Genomic DNA, 19,787 nt, shown 5'->3' with positions numbered 1-19,787 from the left:
ATAGCATTTATTTAATGAATGAAAAATAAAATAAAATAAAATAAAATAAAATAAATTCCATGGGAGCTTGCTATTATATTTAAATAACAGTATTACCCCTCGAATTAAAAATATAAAAATAGCGAATTTAAACCGCTATTTTATACTCTTAATAATTATATACTCAGCTATGGAGTACATATAAACCTAGAGATACGACATAATCACAACTCCGCTGCCGCTAAAAATTCCCGCGTCAGGCAATCCTGTCGCATGAAGTGTTGACTCAATAGGGAAAGATGTACTCCCCTGTATCGCGCTTATCGAAACACCATCAGACAAGTCCTGCCCTGATACTTTCAAGGTTGATGTCAGGTTTCCATTTTGACCAAGATCGATATTTTTACTGCCCACTAGCGTCAATATCAGTGAAGTTTTAGCCGTACAATTGATGAGTAGTGGTTCACTTTTCACCGCACCATCAACACCTTGCTGATTAAGCGAACCATAATTGATATAGACATCACCCATGATTTCACAGGTTTCAGGTGTTGGAGGAACCGCACCGCAGTAGGAGCCGGGGATAACCCTACCAGTGCTATTGTTATCATTATCCCCTTGCCAATACATTATACCAAAGCAACTGCCAACAGATCTCAATGGATCAGCTGTCGACGTGACCCACGGCCCCGATATCCCATTCTTCAAAATAAAGGCTCTTCTCATCTCCTCTGCATCAGCCCCTTGGCTGACCTTTACATTCGTCGACGCATAGGATGGGTTACCACATATTTCAGCATTAGGACTATCCGAGTAGTGACATATCGCCACAGAACAAGATGAAGCAGTACAAAGTACCCCCTTCATTTCCTCGCTCGGCCAAGAGTAAGTTCCGTGATATTCATTACCCACCCGAGTTTGCGTCGAAACCCAGGCACTGGCCTGACTATAAAGCGGCAATAAGAACAGCACGCAGGCTATTAACCCGTAATATCGATGACTTACCTTCATATCAGGCTGTTCCATTCGTTTAAGTTCCATTGTCTCTATCCACATTTAAGCTGTTGATAACAAATTTCAGCGTTAACATATTCGTATTGAAATGAAATCAGAGGGGGTTTCGCCACTCAATAATATTGCAGCTTAAATGTTGCTACTGCATTAAATTCACCGTGCTTAATCGTGCGCTGGGTAATTGCGTCTGGTTCACCCTGTACATAGGCTTTCAGGGTAATAGTATTATTATCTGCATTAAGCACGATATCTTCACTGTCTTGATCCAAAGGTAATGCTTTCCCGGCCAGAGTCTCGATACCAATGCCTATTCCCATATCATTATCACTGACTGCCAATAACCCAGGTAATTTAAGGTTATTACTGCCAGTGAACATGATTTTGGCGATATTACCCAGACTGATATCACAATCAATCAGATGTATTTGAAATTGTTTGCCCAGGGTGCGTTGATTCGAATAGAGATATTTATCGACAATGCTACCAAAGTCCAAAGTAATAGCTTCACTCCCCGGGCGTATATTGCACGGCTCAGCAACCAGTGCGCCATGGAAACGCATATTGTCAGCCGCCCATGTCGGCACAGACCAAGAGATATTCAGAATGAGAATACTCAACATAATTCGCCAGCGGCGTATCAGCAGATTTAGATTAGCCATCAGTTGATCCTATTGATAGTCCACTAATAATGTAGCGGTAGCCTCAAAGTCCCCTTCACTTAAAGTGGCGCCCACGGCCTGAACCGGCACGGCCTGAAGCACCGGCGGGTTATTGCTGTCATAAGAAATACGGGTATTAAGTGCAAAAGGAGCACCGTCTTTCAGTAACCGAATACCGAGATCGGGAATATTGGTTTGTATCGCGGCGGGATCAAATGAGGTGACAGACACACTGACTATCGTCAAGCCCAGATCCAAACTCGTATTGGTTCCATCGCAGATCACGCGATAAGGCACAACCTGGGTATAATTGATGCCATCAATTTTGTTCACCCCGAGATTCTTCCCAAAAGCCACATCGATCATGCTGCCACCATTAACCACGCAAGGCGGAGGATCGATTAATGTGCCCGAGAACTCCATATTGGTGGCAGATACCTGGGCGCTACTCAGCGCTACTACCATCAGCGTCAGCATTCTCGCCACAGCAAAACGCACACTCAATAAGCCATTTTTCATTACTGGTACTCCACGACCATCGTCGCTGCTGCGCTGAAATAACCGGTATCCAGCGCACCCGTTGTTTGTTTTACCGGTACCGCCTGTATCACAGGAACATCCGGATAGGTAAAATTGAATACGTTATTGAGTGCCAGTGGCTGCCCATTACGTATTAGCTGTATCCCCAACCCCTGATTACTGGTTGCCAATACGCGGCTATCAAGTGCTGCGCCGCTACCCTGAATACTCATTTTCAGGCTATTGGATGTCACGGCAGTACAGCTCAAGGTATAGTTCACCGGATGCATATAGTTGGCACCGTCAATACGCGAAGTCAGGAGATCATCACCAAAGTCTACGTTGATAGTGTTGTTGCTGTTAATCTCACAAGGCGGTGCGGCAAGAATCGAGACAGAAACGTTAACCGTCGCCGTCTTCGTCATCGCCCATGCCGAGCGGCTTAACAATGTCGTCATCGCAACGATGGTTATCATCACTACCATGACCATCGGGGTCAGCCGGGTAACTATTCCCCTACAAACAACAGTCATCCCATATTCCTTATTCATTGGTTCAGCCTGACATCCGCCCTGTCGTCTCATACGCCATGCTAAAGTCGTAGCGCGATACGTTGTTATTTGACGCTTTCAACCACTGAGCAATTATTGCCAGTACAGGCAAATATCAGTTTTGGTCGGCCGCCGAAATCATTGACATACGTCAGTACCGGTTTGCTGCCTAAGGCACCAGCACTGGCGTCCAACATGCTTTGTCCCATTGGGGGTACCATCAGCGGCTTGAAGCCAGCGGCTGTTTTGCCAGTTTTACTCTCACTGAAATCCACCAATGTGATGTAATACGGCGTCGGGTTATTGACCTGATAGCGATCGCCCTGACGGGTTAGCTGTAACTTTTCCTGCCAGGGGGATGATAAATCACTCTTTTGTGCCACGATGCTGGCTGGCCGATAAAAAAGCTTGATGCGGGTTTGCAGCGCAATCTGCAAAGTATTAGCTTTGTCGGTGCGTGGTGGAATTTCACGCAGGTTAAAATAGAACAAGGTTTCCCGGTCTTGCGCCAGTTGGCTCACCGCAGGCAAGGTCTGTACTTTTAACTGGCTAAGGGCTCCTGGCTCTACGCGCTGAACCGGTGGAACCACCGTCAACGGCGTATTGATTTTGTTACCCTGCTCATCCTCAATCCATCCCTGCGCCAAATAAGGTAACTGCTTATTCTGGTTACTGATGTTCAGGCTGACTGATTTATCGCCGCCGTTGAGGATCACTCGGGTCCTATCCAGCGCAATCGCCGCAGTCGCCTGATGAGCCATGAATACGGTCACCAAAATGGCGCTGATACGCAATTTATTTGTCAATTTCATTACCTTTTCCTTCGATTAATCATGTCAGAACCCCGTGGCGCCGATCGTTTTCTATTCTCTAAACGGGCTGTTATCCGCAGGTCCATTGCTAAACCTTTCTACTGTGATACCGGGGGGGTATCCCCTTCCGTTATCGGCTGACAAGGCAACAATAGATTCGTCAGCACCGCTGGAGAAAGTGTCGTCGGGAGCGTCACGCGACATTGTATCTTGCCATTCCAGTGCACTGACATGGTTTCACCGGCCTTGATTCCACTGAGATAAGTAGAACCATCTTCGTTAACAATGCCGGTTTCTTGCTGATTCTTATTTAACACCGTGGCACCGAATGGCGGTGCTGAGCCATCGGCCATACGTAACATAGCCATGGCTTTTTCGCCGGAAATCACATTAAAGCGGCGATAACCGATGGCACCTTCAGTCAAGGTTACCTGTGCCACTGATCCAGCGACTTCAACATCATCGGCCAAATTGTCAATATCAATACTGGCCCGGTTGCGGTAATAGCTGTTCACATCACCCACCACCGCTTTACCAAAGTAGTTGGTACGCAGCGTTGACCCATACCCCTGAACCGGAACACCGGATACGCCTTGGGTATCGAGTAGTAATCGGGTACCACCGACATTATTGACCCGATGTAGTGCAGCACCTTCAGTGGTAATGGTTGCCCCCCCCTGAAGTCCTAAACCGACGGAAGAGTACTGCCCTTCCTGATAGCTGGCATTGGCATTAATATTCGCGCTATTGCCAATATGGTTGTAGCTGCCACTCACCAATGCGCCACTACGTGCCACACCGGTATTGATTTGGTAGTTATTATGGTTATCCAAACGATCGGCATACCCGACCCGATGGGTATTCTCACCATTACTGACTGACGCGCTATAACTCACCGTCGCGCTATTACCGAACGGCATGGATAAGGACAAGTACACCCCGTCATCATTGCTTTCGTTATAGCGGTTACGGAAAGCTGACAACGACACATTGACGTTCCTGAGTTTACCCATATCGAAATAGCGGGCTAACGATAGGTTATAACGATCATTGGCCGAGCGATCCCAATAGGTCTGATGGCTATAGTTCAGATAAGCACTCACCCCTAAATCGCGGAATTGCTGGTTAAAGCTAATGGTATACATCTCTTTATTGCCACCCACGTTATAGCCGCGATAACGTGCATCGAGATATTCGGTCATACTCATAAAGTTGCGCTCAGAAAAACGGTAACCGGCAAACGTCACCTGACTACCCGTTTCCTGAAAGTTTTTCGAATAGTTGACCCGGTAAGAGCCGCCACTCAAGGTGCTTTGATCCGGTAGACTGGCCCAGGATTGGGTCATATCAATCGACAACGCACCAAATTCCATCAAATCACGACCAACCCCCATGGATGCCGCTTGATATTCGTTTTCGCCGCTGATCCCGCCACCGTACAATGACCAGCCGTTATTGATCCCCCAGGAGAATTCCCCAGTAGCAAACGCTGGCCCTTCAGTACGATGACCGATATTCGAAGGCTTACCGACGGCCACTTTATAGCGCACCATTCCGGGGCGGGTCAGATAGGGAATACTGGCGGTATTTACTTGAAATTGCTGAACTTGGCCGTCAAGTTCTTCCACCCGGACATCCAAGGTACCGGAAACAAAACTGTTCAGGTTCTGAATACGGAATGGGCCAGCAGCAACCAACGTATCACTTAATACCCGCCCCTGCTGACTGATAACCACCCGCGCATTGGTACGGGCAACACCGATAATCTCAGGCGCATACCCTCGCAGATTCGGCGGCAACATATTGTCATCGGTCGCCAGACTGGCCCCGCTAAAGCGGAAACTGTCGAAGATCCCTGAATTCAGAAAATCCTCACCCAACGTAAGTTTGGCCCCCAAACTCGGTATCGCACGGTAAGCGTAATAACGGCTCCAGTCCCATTGATGTTCAGTCGGTGAACCGGAAGACTGATCGATACGAGACTGCCAATCAGCACGTAACCGCCAGGCACCTAAGTTAGCTCCGGTTGTGCCGTTACCGCTCAAACTGTTGTTGTTGGTATTGCTTACTTGCTGACGGGTCAATTGCCCTAACAAGTTGTAGTCGAAAAGAACCCCTGGGATCCCCTCCTCCCAACGAGATGGCGGATCCCAATCAGGTGCGCTGTATTCCAGCCAGGCTTGCGGCACACTCAGGTTTAGTGATGATGTGGCCAAATCGCCTTGCACGGTCATACCGGGGAGGCTACTGATATCCAGACATTCCCCATCACGCCACCAGGTTATCTTGTTAAGGCTATCTTCTTTCAATGCCAGCAGCTCAACCAGTTTGGGAGATAAACATGCCTCACTCTTTTTAGGGTCATTTTCAGAGGCATAGAATATTACCGGCTGCTCGTTAAGTTCCTGTTTGTTTAATTTAATTAATAAATCATAGCTCCCAGGCATGATAAAACCGCGTTGGGCAAATTGGCTCAGATCAATATTGGCGCGATCCTTGGTATCCAGCACATCGGTATTAAACTGAATATCATCACTGGCTAATACGCAATGAGTATTCCCACTTAGCGCGATCGCAATCAAAATACGTAAGAAACCGCAACGGGCAATACCAGGGGTGATAGAACGAGCAGACACCATGAGATACGTCACCTTACTCATTGAAATCAATAATAATCTAATTTGAAACGGACGCTGGAATGATAAGTTCCGGCACGCAACATTTTGCCATTACCCACTAAGCGCAGGGCATAATTGAGTTTCATATCAGCAGGGATAATATTAATATCGGGTGACTGTATCCCTGGTGTAGATAAATTTCCTTTATCATCAATAATTTGCATCGCAATCCCCTCGGCTTCACCGTAAACTGCAAAATGACTACCGTCTGCAGCACCGTCAAATGACACGGCAAAATGCTGGCTGTTAGATTTGGCCGGATCAGCATCAGCCAAACGGCAATCTAGCAAACGAATCTCGAAGGGGTGTTCATTTCCCATGCCGTTTTGAGCCAACTGACCTATCGGCAAAATCGCCATATCAATGGTCTGTTCCAGACTTCCTGGATCTATCGCACACGCGGTATCAGTAATACTTCCTTCCATACTCACGCGACCCCAATCGGTTTTCATGGGATCAGCCATGACTGATAAACTCATCAATGACGCCATCAGTAAGGAGGGAGGCACTATTAAAAAAAATGACCTGGACATAAATCACCTAGCTCATCTAACACGTATCTTTCTTAAGAAAAAAGACATGCGGAAGGATCCGCATGCCGAATTAGAACAGGATTACTTATTGATAAGACAACATGAAGTCTGCAACACTGTAGAAGCTACCTGGTTTGATAGCGTCAGAAGCGGTGCTGCCCTGTAGGTAAGCAGAGAAAACCAGAGTGTTGTTTTCGCCAGCCAGAGTCTGCCCAGCAGTTGGCTGGCCCAGAGTAATAACAGAACCAGAACCATCGGTGATGGCAATAGCAGCACCTTCAGCTACACCAGTGATGCCCAGCAGGCCAGAGACATCAGTGGATTCCGCGCCGCTGAAAGTAGTCGTAACAGTGTTCATAACAGTGGTGTCACAGTTTTCTAGTTTGATCTGGAAATTCTGTGGGTTTGATGTGCCGCCATTCTGCAGTACCACGTTAGAGATCTGACCCAGTTCAACGGTTTGATCAACTGATTCAGGTGCGATTGAGCAAGGTGCATCAATGATAGAACCAGTAAAAGTCACAGTACCGTGACCCTGATCAGCAGCGTTAGCCATAGAAGCAAAACCCAATACCAAAGCTGCAGCCAAGATCGTTTTATTCAGTTTCATTACGTGATTCCTTTTATACATAATTAAGATTTCGCAAGCAGATTCACCTTAATAAAATCAAGGTAAATACCGCATCGAAGTGGTTTAAAAATACAAACTAATACAGTTTCTTATCGTAAAAATACGAAAAATAAAACTGCAAAATGCCCAGAGCTATAAGGTCAATATGTAGGTATTGAAAAGTACCCACGTCTTAAGAAATATTTAAATAACGTTAAAGCTCTTTATTGTTCGACGCTGATAATACAAACATAGACATATACTTGATAGGAGTTTAATTCAAATAGCTTAAATTCAGAGTGTTTAACTTAATTGATTAGACTTACCAAAGAATATCGATAACATTGATCGATAAACATAGCACCCTCGACAGATATCACTACCAAAAAGAACATGTCGACACATTTGATCACTAAATAGCTTCTTTTCAAAATTAAAGATTGCTTATTCTATTACCCAATTTATAATCGAAGTTAAGTTATTAACATTTCAGTATCAAAAGCAGAAAAATCTCAGGTGTAAAACAATTAGACCTTGCTAGTTATTTGATGATTTCTTGGGTTGGTTCTGTTTTTTCATATATAAATCCGCATAAAAACCCAAGAAAACATACAAAACCATTGATATAAAAGAAGTTATTTAGAATCAAACAAAAACCTTTTTTTTTAAAGGGAATTAACAATTATGTTCTATTGCATAATAAAAAGGGCTGACATGAAAATTTATAGCGATGGTAATTTGGCTGTAAAAATATGAAGTATACAAAACAATAATAATATATAAGAACACGCCCATTTCGGCGTAGGAATAATCATATTATATTGTAGGAATTATCCTTCAAGCGAGTAGGAAATATTGGTTGGATACTAAGAATGTAGGAAGTTAAGAAATAAATATTCTTAAGTACAAATTAAAAGAGGAAATATCAATGAAACCGAAGACCCAGCGAAAAGAAGAAGTCATGGGTATATTAGAAGAACAGTGTAATTTTTTGAACTCGCAGTTTACTGACTCACCCCCTCCAGTAATCAATTGGCCAAAAACCAGAGAGCTTGCTGATAAGGCGCACTTGGATATTTATACGGCAAGGCTGGTATTAATGAAGTTGGTCGATGAGGAGAGAGTCAAAATGTCAGAAACCAAAGTAATGAACTCATTACGCTGGTTTATTGCTCATCCAACAAAAAAGTAAAACAGCCGCCATTTTGAAATAAGTGTGATTTTTTTCAGTAAGATATCGACTCTACAGATCAATATAGGCGCGATTGATTGCGGTCAGGCACTGTTTCTTGGCGCGATGACACCTCTAAAAACCACTATGATTAGCTAACCCGTTAGCATGTAACGTAGTGTTAGCTATACAGTCAACCTATTGATAAAAATGAAATTTTGTTTACCTACTGTTATAAGGCCAGCAAACTCAGCGCCGGGAGTTAACCTTGTTGTTATGGTCGTTATGGCCATTACATTTGTTGCCATGATGCACTATGAAATCAATCGAGGTGGTGTTGGGCTGCATCTTCCTACCAATATAGTCATCTGGGCCATGATGGCGCTGCTAGTGATAGCGCTCTATTTGCCACAGACTAAAGCAACCACGACCGTGAATTATCCGGGCATTTTGTGGCTTCTGCTTGGGGCATTGATGATAAGTGTTCCCGGCTTATGGCCCGCCTCACTACAACACATAGGTGCCTGGCTTCCCCGGATATTGGGCTTATGGGGTGGAGTAATACTGTTGCTTGGTCTGTTTCGCCTGAAACTGAGTACAGGTATACGGCAAGGGTGGCTGGTGCTAATCCTCCTGTCATCCTGGGGCCAGGCAATGTTGGCCATATTGCAACTATCTGTTTTTACATCCAATAACTGGATGGAATTTGATATTGCACAACGCCCCTATGGAATATTTCAACAAACCAATGTGCTGGCCAGTTACCTGGCAACAGGTTATGGCATCGCAGCTTATCTATTTATGCTATCAGGGCATCGGGTCATTCGTGGCATAAGTATCGTTACCTTGTTGATTTTCCCCGGCTTATTAATGCTGCTACAATCGCGGATCGGCTGGATCGGCGGGATAGCCACCTTGCTCTTACTGGCGCTATATTACTGGCGTCAACGGCAGATAGCTTGGCTGTGGCTATGTAGCCTACTGAGTTTGCTAGCCGCGTTTTATCTGCCGGAACAGATGAATGACAGTGGGCAGATATTAAAAGAAGCCAGCAACCGCGAACGCGGGTTAATGCTGGAATATACTTGGCAGATGATACAGCAGCACCCATGGCTGGGCTGGGGGTATGGTAACTTTGAGCCTACCTTTGCCCGTGAATTGGCGCAGAATGGGCTGATATTTAATAAATTACTTTACCCTTCTCACCCACATAATGAAGTGCTTTATGGTTGGGTCGAGGGTGGCATCATGGCACTGATAGGGATGCTGGTATTGGCTATCGGATATATAAAGCCACTTTTGATGCAACCAAAAACCGTTTTCCCTCTGTGGGTTATCACCTTGCCGATCGCTTTGCATTTGATGACAGAGTTCCCTCTTTATCAATCTACTGCCCACTGGTTAGTGCTTATTTTACTTGGCCGATTGATGGTACCGGAGTCTATGCTGGTGCCAACGATACGTCCTCCAAACCGTTGGCAACATTGGCGGCACGCTACCGTGGTTTTATTGGCGTTAAGTACCCTGCTATTTATGGTGACTGGCTTCAAAACTGGTCGCGTACTGACACTGACTGAAAGAACGGGCTTGGTTGATATGCGGCCATTAGATGGCCTGATAAATCCATACATTCAATGGGAAAGGTATAAGTACATTAAACATATTAATCTATTGCTGCGATTTAACCAACACCCAGACCCCGCGTTGCTGACGCAGTTTAGGGTATGGGCAGAACAGTATATTCAGTTGCATAATGATCCGAATGTTTATCAAAGCCTGATCATGATTGCTCGATATCAGAATGATGCCGTCCAGGCACATAATTTGCTGCAAATAACACAGACGCTGTTCCCCGCCAATCCCGCTTTCCAATAAGCTATTTTCTGTAATATGGTTCTATAGCCCCTTAACCTGGGGCTAGTTTGCTCACACGATCGACAAACCTGTATATTTCAGTGGGATTATCCTCTCCTTTTTTCATTCTGAGATTAATGTCAGGAAACATACTGTGTGCGTTTATTGAAAAAACGTTAAAAACGATGGTAAGGATATTTTGGCCAAAGGTCGCACTTATTCGACCATACAGCGATGGCCACTTAACAGAAATTTTCAGTCAATTATCTGCAAAATGCTGTTAATATCGCTAAATATCACTCAGGGAAAGGAAGAATATGTCTTCAAATCAGAATAAGCCCCCCATGCACTATGCTCAGTACTGGCATTTACAGCTTACTAAAAAGAAACACAAGCAGCAGAACGAGGCTATGAGGATATTATTTACCCAGAATATGTATGGGTTGAATACCTGTATCACATAGGAGTCCTCCCCATATTAGAGGGCGGATCACAGTAGTCGATTTGAAGCGGCACACTCTATTGATGGGAGTAATTCTCCTTTGCACAGGATATGAGAAATGATACGGCACTGGGAAAATGGAGAGACTCCGTGAAAAAAAAACAGCGCGAAAATGATCTTGATGTAAAAAAAGAACTAAAAGAAATGGATTCTTGTGCTGTCTACTTTTATCTGGCTATCCCCTTTATCTTACTCATAATAGGCGGGAAAAAACTTGCATCCTACACACCCCTAATCTGGTTTGGATACAGTATAATTTACATTATTGCTTTCAATTCTTTCATTAAGAGTCTCTCCTCCAATGAAGAGATAAGTATAGCCAAACTAAGCAAGACCTATGCAGGTCATCATATGTCATGGATAATCCTCGTACTGACATTATTGATTTTTATTTTCAGTAAAATACCATTTCTCCCTTGATAACAGCAAAAAAATAAAAATCATGTTAAATAAATAACGAGAATTAAGTTTTGCAATACAAAAATATAAATTAACAACATTGAAAACGTCTATTCGACCATCTGAGGTGCTCTACCCTCCCCAAATTATTCCATTCTGTCCCATATGATTTCACAAAGTGATAGTATTACCTGCAATCGCTCTTAGATATCATAATATGACTAATAGTTATCAACCTAACTATTATCGTGGTACTAATTGCATTTGATGCATTTATAAATACTCTTATACAACCATATTTTCCATTATGGAAATAGTGATATGAATAAATACCCATTGTTGTAATTAGAACCTAATGATATAAAACATAAATAAATTAATTAGAGTTATTAACACGCCATAAGAAAATGGAGATGATAATTAAATAATTACAATATAGACAATTCCATATTCCATTCAATACTCTATAAAAAAGGAGGCATATGCATTTTATAACAAAAACCATCTCATTACTTATAATAATAAGTTCAATAAGTATTTCCGTAAAAAAAGAAGAGGTACAAAATTGTTATGCTGATGAAGAACCACCCAATATTTCATTTGTTTATCACTATCATAGGGTTAAAAAAAGCTACATATTATAATCTATTTTAATGCTTCAAAAACAAACCATCTCAGGCACTATGTGTTTTGAGATGGTTTATTTAATCTTTTTAATTTAGTAAGTTATTCTCAATATATATCAATGCCTCAGCCACATTAGGCCGCCGACCACAGACTATCTCTGCGGTATTACTGTAACCCGTTAGCCGCATTATTTCTCGCATATCATATGAATCAATAATCAACCCATAATGTGATTTTAAATAACCTTGAGTGAGTGTAATTGCACCACCGACAAGAGCTGTAGCACTGGATGTTCCATTAAAAATCGCAGTGTAATCTCTGGTATTAATACCAACAACACTCTGTAAATCACCATAACCCGTCGTTGTTACAGAATCCCCCCAAGAATTCATATAAACATGAGATCCCGAATTACTGAAACTAGAGAGATTGCCGTTGGTAGATTGGCACGCACTGATCATACTAGAACCGTTATCCCCCCAGTCGTTAAACTCCGGTATCAAATCAAGCCGTACACCTTGTCCGATAATAGAATCTGAGAATCCATTACCCGCGGCTAAAATTACAACCGCGCCAATTGTATGTACGCATTCATAAATTTGATCCCATATAGATCGGAAATGACTAGCAGGTACATGCAGTGTTCGACCGGAGGCCACAGTTATTCCAGCCTGAATATTTAATACAATAATGTCCCCACTATGGGCATCAGCAATGATCTCACCTAAATTAGGATTGGTGGTTGCATCATAAAAAGATAAACGACATCTATCATTAACCAACCCTTTGATACCAATGCCATTAGACGATGTTCCGGCGATGCAACCAGAAGTGGCCGTTCCATGATTGCTATTTTCGCTTGAAGGCGCGTTACTGACAACGGTGATATTGATCAAATCTTCATGAGCTTCATTGACACCAAAATCATAAAGGCGGCATTCTGTTGTCAAACTTGACCAGAATGGTACTTGCCATGCTGGTATAACATTCATTCCCAGCCCTTCATGCAAATAACCTTGTAAAGCAGAAAGGTCTGGTGTTATACCTTTTTTTATCTGATACAGATAAGACTTTAAATTTAATATTGGTGGCAGATTAATATATTTTAAATCTGGAGATATACAACAATATTCAACATAATCAAAAGATTCTATCTCTTGTGCTAAAGCGAGCATTTCATCATTATTTAAATCAGATATTATTTTGAAAAAATTAATAAAACGAACAGATTTAGTGTCTCTTTTTATTATTTTATTCAGTGTATCTTGACTGAAGCAGTGAGAAAAATTAATTCTTGATTTAAACTTGGAATATATAGGGGTAAGGCTTGAATTTTCTTTACCAAGTCTATCTAAACCGCCTGCTTTAAACATTATTTTTAAATTATTCTTATCCTCAACTTGCTCTATTCTTAATTTTCCTTTTAATGAAGCCTTCTCTAAACCTAATTTAATGTGTGATAAAGTTTTAGGTGCCGATATGACGATACTGTGAGATTTCTCTTCTTTTCGCTCTCCACTTTTCATCAACAAGCAAGCAATAACATAATATGTATCATAACGTTGAGATTTAAATTTAACTACCTTACTTGAATCATAAGTTATTACCTCAGAGCAAACCTTACCTCCTTTTATTAATTTATATCTAATGGTTAATACATCGTCTAAATAGTTACAAAGGCGAACATAAATCTCACCATTAAATCTATATCTTCTGTATACTTCAATATTATTATTTTTATTTGCATGTTTTACATTTAATTTATCGATCACTCATCCCTCTCTTAGTTATTAAATAACACTAACCTGCGGGCACTAGTAGCATTTTTTAAATACGCACGGTTTTTAATATATTTCTTATAACTATTAATACATATATTGGTTAAACATTACCTATAGATCAACATACTATTCAACAAACAGCGTAACTGGTTAAATAAAATAAAAATTTAGCAATAAAACCTTTCAATATGATATTTTAAACCCCTCTATTACCCTTAGTTGTGATTGGTCCTTATTGGCGTAGCAATAAGGTAATGTCTCGTGCAACGTAGAGATTAAGTGCCTCCTCATAATTAAAAGAATCTAACTAAACATCAATTAATCTAAACTATATTTCAGATCAGTAAAAGTAAAAAATTCATTATAATATTACAACAAAAATTAAATTCAAAATAATTGACTTAATATAAACAAAAAAACAATATATTATTCTAACTTTAACTTGTATTTAAGATAAAAAACCCAAAAAAAACTAATATTGAAGATAATTGAACTATAATTATGATATTGATATAAAAATCACACTTGAAAAGCATGGGCATTTGAAATTAATTATTATGATAAAATAATTTAATTTCAAGTAAATGACCATAACATTATGTTTTATATGATTAAATAATAAATATTAATTTAAAATCAATATCACAAACTCGTTTAGACTAAATACCATTAAAAATAAACAATAACTCTTTAAAAATATAACTATAGAGCATTGATTATCTTGCTAAGTTATTTTTTTTATCATTAAAAATCAATTGGTAAATTACAAAAAAAAGTTTAAACGCCAAATGGACACACTTATGAACTAAGTACATATAATATTTTTTATGGTTACATTTGTAATGGAAATGTAAATATTTCAATTTAATTATAAAAAAAATAATAAATAAGATGATTCTCGAGGTATATAACTAGGTTATATCAGCAATAGATAACGGTTTTATTCAACAGAAATACCAAAAATTAATACGCTGACATCCATCTAATGCTCAAATCAATAACGCAAACACCGCTCCCCAACTGGCTATCAACCCATAGGCTTATTTTTTATTAGGACAATTCTTGCCATTTATCATCATCAGGATAATTTGTTTCTATCGCCAATTATTACTTGCCATTGAGATAATATTTACTGGCACAACAAGTCAACTAACAGTAGTATTACTTCATAAAACCCTGAATAAGTTCTTTAGATTAAGTAAAAAAATGATCCCCCATCACATTCGTTAATAATCCAAATATTCTCTTAATATAAAAGGCAAGTTAATTCCTAAAATTAACTATTATGATTGATTTGTTATTTCTTTATCGAACAATATCCTAATATTAATTATCTTCCAACGTATGAGGTACTAGAAACGTAAGGTTTCGTCTATTAAGAGTGAATGTAGCTTTCATCCTATGTGGAAAAACAATCCTAATAAATAAAATACTTAATTAAAGCTACAAATGGAGAATTATGAATATAAATGCCAATAGAAGAATGAAGGAATGGCGGGTTTTTACTAAAATTGTTGAAACCCAAAGTATTACTTTAGCTGCCGCAGCTATGTATATAGAGCCATCAACCGTAAGTAAATCACTTTCTTTATTGGAAAGTGAGCTGGGAATTATTCTTATTGAACGCAGCACCAGAAATATAAAAGTCACACAGACTGGTATGGAAATATATGAAAGGGTGAAGGTGATTATTCATGATATGGATTTTTTTACTAATGAGATACTCGAAAAAAAGAATAACATTGAGGGAGTATTACGTATTGCAGCCCCTACAATTATCTGTGAATTTCTATTGCCCGAATGGATACTTGAATTTCAGCATATACACAAACACGTATACTTCTATATCCGTGCATTTGATAAGTATACAGAACTCTCCCCTCATGATTATGACATAATCATACGGACTGTTTTTTTCACAAGAAAATCAATGGTATGCCACAAAATGGACAACCTTAATCTGATCATGTGTGCCAGCCAAAGCTATATTGAGCGAAACCCAACGATAAATCATCCTAAAGATCTATTGAATAATTTAACACTAAATCTATCCCATCAAAGTTTATCATATCCCATTATTTTAAAAAAACAGCATGAGGTTTATCATCTACATAAAAGCGATAGCAAAATAAATACGGATAATATCTTGTCACAATTTAATCTTATGCTCAAAGGGAAAGTGATAGCTGTTGCTACCCCAAGCTGGCTTGCATATGATTATTTACATAACGAAAAAATAGAACGATTATTGCCAGATTGGCAAATAGCAGAACTCCCCATTTTCATATTATGGAGACCAAGAAAAATTTACTCCAAGTTATTTTTAGAGTTCGTTGATTTCCTTGCTGACGCTTGGGGAAAACGGAATAAAATTGAAAATTGACGCTGATCATTCCCAATATCATACGATCTATAAGTTGCTTAGTATGAAAATCTGGCCGCCTCCGGCTACGAGTGCTTTCTAACTGTAGCCGGAGGCCTGGATATGATGACTGATAAAACGAAGCGAGATGTAGCCAATCGTTAGAGTAACAATTAGAGACTTACCCCCTCTAACCTGGTAACCCTGGATATATTAACTATAGTTATAGTAATGTTAGTTATTGTTTGATTCCTTATTAACTGATGTTGATTATCTGGTTATCATACCCATTATTTATTTTAAATTTTTATAGCTATCTATTGTTATTCTTAAAAAAGGCGCCTAGATTGTTAATTATTGGATCCCATTATGTTACATGGATGTACCTTTTGGCTTAGTGAGGTTTACCATGAACGCTTGCAGATTCGCTTGCATTTCAGCCTCCATCAGCTTCCTTTTGCTGACCTATATTCCATCCGCTAGCAGTGCCACAGACGGCATTATCACGTTCACAGGAGCCATTGTTGAAAGCCCCTGCTCCATTAACAATTTACAACATGCCGTCGATATAGAATGTTACAGAAATGGGAATAACACACATACCATAACCCCACTCAATTCATCACAGATTAATTTCCCTGGAGGGAAAGCGACGGGCATTACATGGCTCAATACGGCTCATACCCTTGGTATTATGAATGTAGAATATCAATAGGTTGCCAACATTAGAAAATGTTAACGTCTTTAATCCATTAACCCTGAGCGGCTATTACTTCTCAGGGTTTTTTCATTCCATTTATAATTATGCTAAACAAATTCGTTGATAACCCTTGGTGCCGATAAAGGTTATTACTCTTTCAATTTCAGCTTAAGACTCTGACTATTAGGTCAATCTAATTTGTGTAATGCGACAATTCCATCATGCTTAAACAGACAAACTACTCTGGAATTTAAGCGTACTACCTCCCTCATATAACCTTATTGTACGCCACAGATCATCAATGACATGACCTCCTTCCATTTTTCTGCATATTTACCCACATGTCCTAATTTCAGCTTGTTTCAGAAAAAATACCATTTTATCTTCAAAAAAAAGAGATATTCTCCATGGCTTTTCATCTCGTTGAACAGAAAAAATAAGGCAGAAAACTCTGAGTTTAGACCAGCGTATATTAGTAGGAATATATCACATCATAGAAAAACATCATGTTATCTAACGAACATTTAACGCGACAAAACAACAGAAAAATCTGGGATTTCGCTGTCTATCCTCTTATATAATCATTATGTCAACCGACCTTTAACTTGCGTATAATATCGAAAAATAAAAAAATGCAGATTTTAATTCCTTTTTATTTAACAAAAAAAGGCCAACTGACTTTATAAGGTTAATTTAAAATTATATAATAAAAAAATTTACAGTTGCTAATATTTACTGTGTTTATTATGTTTATTTAAGCCAGAGTAAATAAGTCATATAACATTCTTCACTCTATAAATAACTGAGGTTTTTATGTTTGTAATTTCACTATCAGAAGCCATATTACTGTTTGATTTATGCAAGAAAAGTCCCATCCCAATTTTATTGAAGAATATTACATATACCATAGCGGATGATTTTCTTATTTAAGTTTCTATTAAAATTAAAAACCACAAACGTAAGGCACTAACACTTTGGAATATATTGATACTTAGTCAGCAATCATCAAAACCAAACCATCTCTTTCCAGAAAATAAATAATTTTGGACACCCAATATATATTTTATATGTAACTTTTTTACTTAATTATCAACATATTAAATCACTCATTAACTCGAGAGAAATGACCAATGCCTATATACATCTGGAAATCAGTCAAACTCATGGTTCAGTGGTATCAAAAAAAAACGATTTATAAAAAAGATAAATTAATTTTAAAATCGAATTTTTTCAAAACATCAGCATGGGTGGCAATTATATTACAATTGTTTTTCCCTATCGCTATTTCCTATACATCTACTGTTATCGCAGCTGTATCACCAAACAAAAATTCGACTACCCCATATATCCTGACTCATGGGGAAACCACTGTATCGATCGCTAAAAAACATCAAATATCAATCAATGAACTACAAGAGCTTAACCAATCACGGGTATTCAACGCTCCGTTTGATTCACTGGGGAGTGGGGATGAAATTGATATTCCTATACCTTTGGCACTAAACGGAAACAATCAACCGACAGAAACAGAAATTAAACTGGCTAAGGGGATAATGCTGCTAGGAGATCCACTTTATCAGCAAGACTCGGGCCGTTATGCCGGACAGAGAGCGAAGTCAGCAATAGTCAATGAAGCGAATGAATCGGTTCAGACATGGTTAAATCAGTTTGGTACTGCCCGGATACAACTGAATGTCAATGATGATTTCCATCTAGATAATAGCGCTCTGGACTTTCTCATTCCTTTATATGATGGAGAGAGTTCTATGCTGTTCACTCAGTTAGGGGCCAGAAACAAAAACAGCCGCAATACGATAAATATAGGGACTGGTGTGCGAACCTACACCGGTAATTGGATGTATGGTATTAACACTTTTTTTGATAATGATGTAACCGGCCATAATAAACGTATAGGTGTAGGCACTGAGGTTTGGACAGATTATCTCAAGCTTTCTGCGAATGGATATCTCGGAACAACTGACTGGCACCCGTCTCGGGATATTGAATATTACAATGAGCGTCCCGCAGATGGTTATGATATCCGTGCTGAAGCCTATCTCCCATCTTATGCACAACTCGGCGGAAAACTCATGTATGAAAAATACAAAGGGGATGAAGTCGCGCTTTTCGGCACAAATAATAGACAGAAAGACCCTTATGCGGTCACTGCAGGACTTAACTATACGCCGATCCCATTAGTCACTCTAGGGGTCGATCACCGCGTCGGTAAAGGCAGTAATAATGACACCAGTTTCAACTTACAATTGAATTATCGTCTTGGTGAGTCTTGGCAGAAACACATTAGCCCGTCAGCAGTAGCCGCGAGCAGAACTTTAGCAGGCAGCCGATATGACCTGGTCGAACGCAATAACAACATCGTTCTTGATTATCAAAAGCACGAGTTAATACGACTGACGTTACCTTCTCAGTTAGTAGGTGTCACAGGTGATACAGCACTATTGACCGCTCAAGTGGTAACAAAACACGCTATAGACCGTATTGATTGGGAAGCAAGCTCCCTGATTGCTGCTGGTGGAAGTATTAACCCGTTATCTTCGCATGTGATCCAAGTGACTTACCCACCTTATCAAAGCACAAATAACACTTACACCTTGCATGCAGTTGCCCATGATATAAGAGGAAATTCATCTAATCGGGCGACAACACTTATTAAGGTTAATTCTCAAGAACTGAGCACCACCCACTCCACTCTGGAAGCCGCCCCACTCACTATTGAGGCCAATGGCAGCGATACCTCGGTGGTCACCCTTACCCTGAGGGACGGCAGCAATAATCCGGTCACCGGTCAGACTGTAACCTTTGATACCTCGCTGGGCAGCGTGGGAACCCCCACTGAGAGTGGCAACGGCGTCTATACCGCCGCCCTGACCGCTGGTACCCTCGCCGGTTCCGCCACCATTACTGCCAATGTAGGCGGCAGTCCATTTAACGTCCCCCCCGCTACCGTCATTCTCAACGGTGACAGCGGCGACCTGAGCACCACCCACTCCACTCTGCTGGCAGCCCCACTCGCGA

General features: G+C 40.3%; 14 protein-coding genes. 5 read left to right on the top strand and 9 right to left on the bottom strand.

The window, feature by feature from the left end; translation table 11 throughout:
* Window positions 1–186: 186 nt before the first annotated feature.
* The 8 genes from AEP37_RS13255 to AEP37_RS13220 all read right to left on the bottom strand — a co-directional run bounded on the left by AEP37_RS13255 (window position 187) and on the right by AEP37_RS13220 (window position 7,355).
* On the bottom strand, window positions 187–1,020 hold the full coding sequence (locus AEP37_RS13255; RefSeq protein ID WP_156168596.1) for an MrpH family fimbial adhesin: 834 nt from the start codon (window positions 1,018–1,020) through the stop codon (window positions 187–189).
* 86 nt (window positions 1,021–1,106) lie between these two features.
* Window positions 1,107–1,652: a fimbrial protein gene (locus AEP37_RS13250; protein WP_049613766.1), complete on the bottom strand. Its 546-nt coding sequence runs from the start codon at window positions 1,650–1,652 to the stop codon at window positions 1,107–1,109.
* Window positions 1,653–1,661: 9 nt separating this feature from the next.
* Window positions 1,662–2,129, bottom strand: coding sequence for a fimbrial protein (locus AEP37_RS13245; RefSeq protein WP_049613810.1), 468 nt, complete (start codon window positions 2,127–2,129; stop codon window positions 1,662–1,664).
* Window positions 2,130–2,170: 41 nt separating this feature from the next.
* Window positions 2,171–2,704, bottom strand: a complete 534-nt coding sequence (locus AEP37_RS13240; RefSeq protein ID WP_049613765.1) for a fimbrial protein — start codon at window positions 2,702–2,704, stop codon at window positions 2,171–2,173.
* An 83-nt stretch (window positions 2,705–2,787) separates the two neighbouring features.
* On the bottom strand, window positions 2,788–3,534 hold the full coding sequence (locus tag AEP37_RS13235; RefSeq protein WP_049613764.1) for a fimbria/pilus periplasmic chaperone: 747 nt from the start codon (window positions 3,532–3,534) through the stop codon (window positions 2,788–2,790).
* Between the two features lie 98 nt (window positions 3,535–3,632).
* Window positions 3,633–6,173: an outer membrane usher protein gene (locus tag AEP37_RS13230; RefSeq protein ID WP_049613763.1), complete on the bottom strand. Its 2,541-nt coding sequence runs from the start codon at window positions 6,171–6,173 to the stop codon at window positions 3,633–3,635.
* Between the two features lie 26 nt (window positions 6,174–6,199).
* Window positions 6,200–6,703, bottom strand: coding sequence for a fimbrial protein (locus tag AEP37_RS13225; protein WP_049613762.1), 504 nt, complete (start codon window positions 6,701–6,703; stop codon window positions 6,200–6,202).
* A 127-nt stretch (window positions 6,704–6,830) separates the two neighbouring features.
* Entirely contained in the window at window positions 6,831–7,355 is a 525-nt protein-coding gene (locus tag AEP37_RS13220; RefSeq protein WP_049613761.1) for a fimbrial protein, read from the bottom strand.
* A 928-nt stretch (window positions 7,356–8,283) separates the two neighbouring features.
* Between AEP37_RS13220 and AEP37_RS13215 the strand changes: the two genes are divergently transcribed.
* The 3 genes from AEP37_RS13215 to AEP37_RS13205 all read left to right on the top strand — a co-directional run bounded on the left by AEP37_RS13215 (window position 8,284) and on the right by AEP37_RS13205 (window position 11,302).
* Window positions 8,284–8,547: a FaeA/PapI family transcriptional regulator gene (locus AEP37_RS13215; RefSeq protein WP_049613760.1), complete on the top strand. Its 264-nt coding sequence runs from the start codon at window positions 8,284–8,286 to the stop codon at window positions 8,545–8,547.
* Between the two features lie 264 nt (window positions 8,548–8,811).
* A complete protein-coding gene (locus tag AEP37_RS13210; RefSeq protein ID WP_156168592.1) occupies window positions 8,812–10,401 on the top strand; it encodes a PglL family O-oligosaccharyltransferase in 1,590 nt (529 codons plus the stop codon).
* Window positions 10,402–10,972: 571 nt separating this feature from the next.
* A complete protein-coding gene (locus AEP37_RS13205) occupies window positions 10,973–11,302 on the top strand; it encodes a hypothetical protein (RefSeq protein WP_156168591.1) in 330 nt (109 codons plus the stop codon).
* Window positions 11,303–11,994: 692 nt separating this feature from the next.
* On the opposite strand, the gene AEP37_RS13200 is transcribed toward AEP37_RS13205, so the two are convergent.
* On the bottom strand, window positions 11,995–13,680 hold the full coding sequence (locus AEP37_RS13200; protein WP_049613757.1) for a S8 family serine peptidase: 1,686 nt from the start codon (window positions 13,678–13,680) through the stop codon (window positions 11,995–11,997).
* A gap of 1,468 nt (window positions 13,681–15,148) precedes the next feature.
* On the opposite strand from AEP37_RS13200, the gene AEP37_RS13195 reads away from it, so the two are divergent.
* Together AEP37_RS13195 and AEP37_RS13190 are read left to right on the top strand one after the other, a co-directional pair.
* A complete protein-coding gene (locus tag AEP37_RS13195; RefSeq protein WP_049613756.1) occupies window positions 15,149–16,072 on the top strand; it encodes a LysR family transcriptional regulator in 924 nt (307 codons plus the stop codon).
* 1,926 nt (window positions 16,073–17,998) lie between these two features.
* Window positions 17,999–19,787, top strand: a 1,789-nt coding sequence (locus AEP37_RS13190; RefSeq protein ID WP_209435164.1) for an inverse autotransporter beta domain-containing protein, incomplete at its 3' end; no start/stop codon positions are given.

The sequence above is a fragment of the Yersinia pekkanenii genome (assembly GCF_001152565.1).
Classification (GTDB): Bacteria; Pseudomonadota; Gammaproteobacteria; order Enterobacterales; family Enterobacteriaceae; genus Yersinia; species Yersinia pekkanenii.
The sequence above is the reverse complement of the archived record's forward strand: the minus strand, read 5'-3'. Positions and strand labels throughout refer to the sequence as shown.

Coding starts and splice junctions, on each gene's coding strand:
- AEP37_RS13230 (WP_049613763.1), bottom strand. CDS start 6,173: ATGGTGTCTGCTCGTTCTATCACCCCTGGTATTGCCCGTTGCGGTTTC.
- AEP37_RS13250 (WP_049613766.1), bottom strand. CDS start 1,652: ATGGCTAATCTAAATCTGCTGATACGCCGCTGGCGAATTATGTTGAGT.
- AEP37_RS13255 (WP_156168596.1), bottom strand. CDS start 1,020: ATGGAACTTAAACGAATGGAACAGCCTGATATGAAGGTAAGTCATCGA.
- AEP37_RS13195 (WP_049613756.1), top strand. CDS start 15,149: ATGAATATAAATGCCAATAGAAGAATGAAGGAATGGCGGGTTTTTACT.
- AEP37_RS13225 (WP_049613762.1), bottom strand. CDS start 6,703: ATGGCGTCATTGATGAGTTTATCAGTCATGGCTGATCCCATGAAAACC.
- AEP37_RS13235 (WP_049613764.1), bottom strand. CDS start 3,534: ATGAAATTGACAAATAAATTGCGTATCAGCGCCATTTTGGTGACCGTA.
- AEP37_RS13220 (WP_049613761.1), bottom strand. CDS start 7,355: ATGAAACTGAATAAAACGATCTTGGCTGCAGCTTTGGTATTGGGTTTT.
- AEP37_RS13245 (WP_049613810.1), bottom strand. CDS start 2,129: ATGCTGACGCTGATGGTAGTAGCGCTGAGTAGCGCCCAGGTATCTGCC.
- AEP37_RS13210 (WP_156168592.1), top strand. CDS start 8,812: ATGGCCATTACATTTGTTGCCATGATGCACTATGAAATCAATCGAGGT.
- AEP37_RS13240 (WP_049613765.1), bottom strand. CDS start 2,704: ATGACTGTTGTTTGTAGGGGAATAGTTACCCGGCTGACCCCGATGGTC.
- AEP37_RS13215 (WP_049613760.1), top strand. CDS start 8,284: ATGAAACCGAAGACCCAGCGAAAAGAAGAAGTCATGGGTATATTAGAA.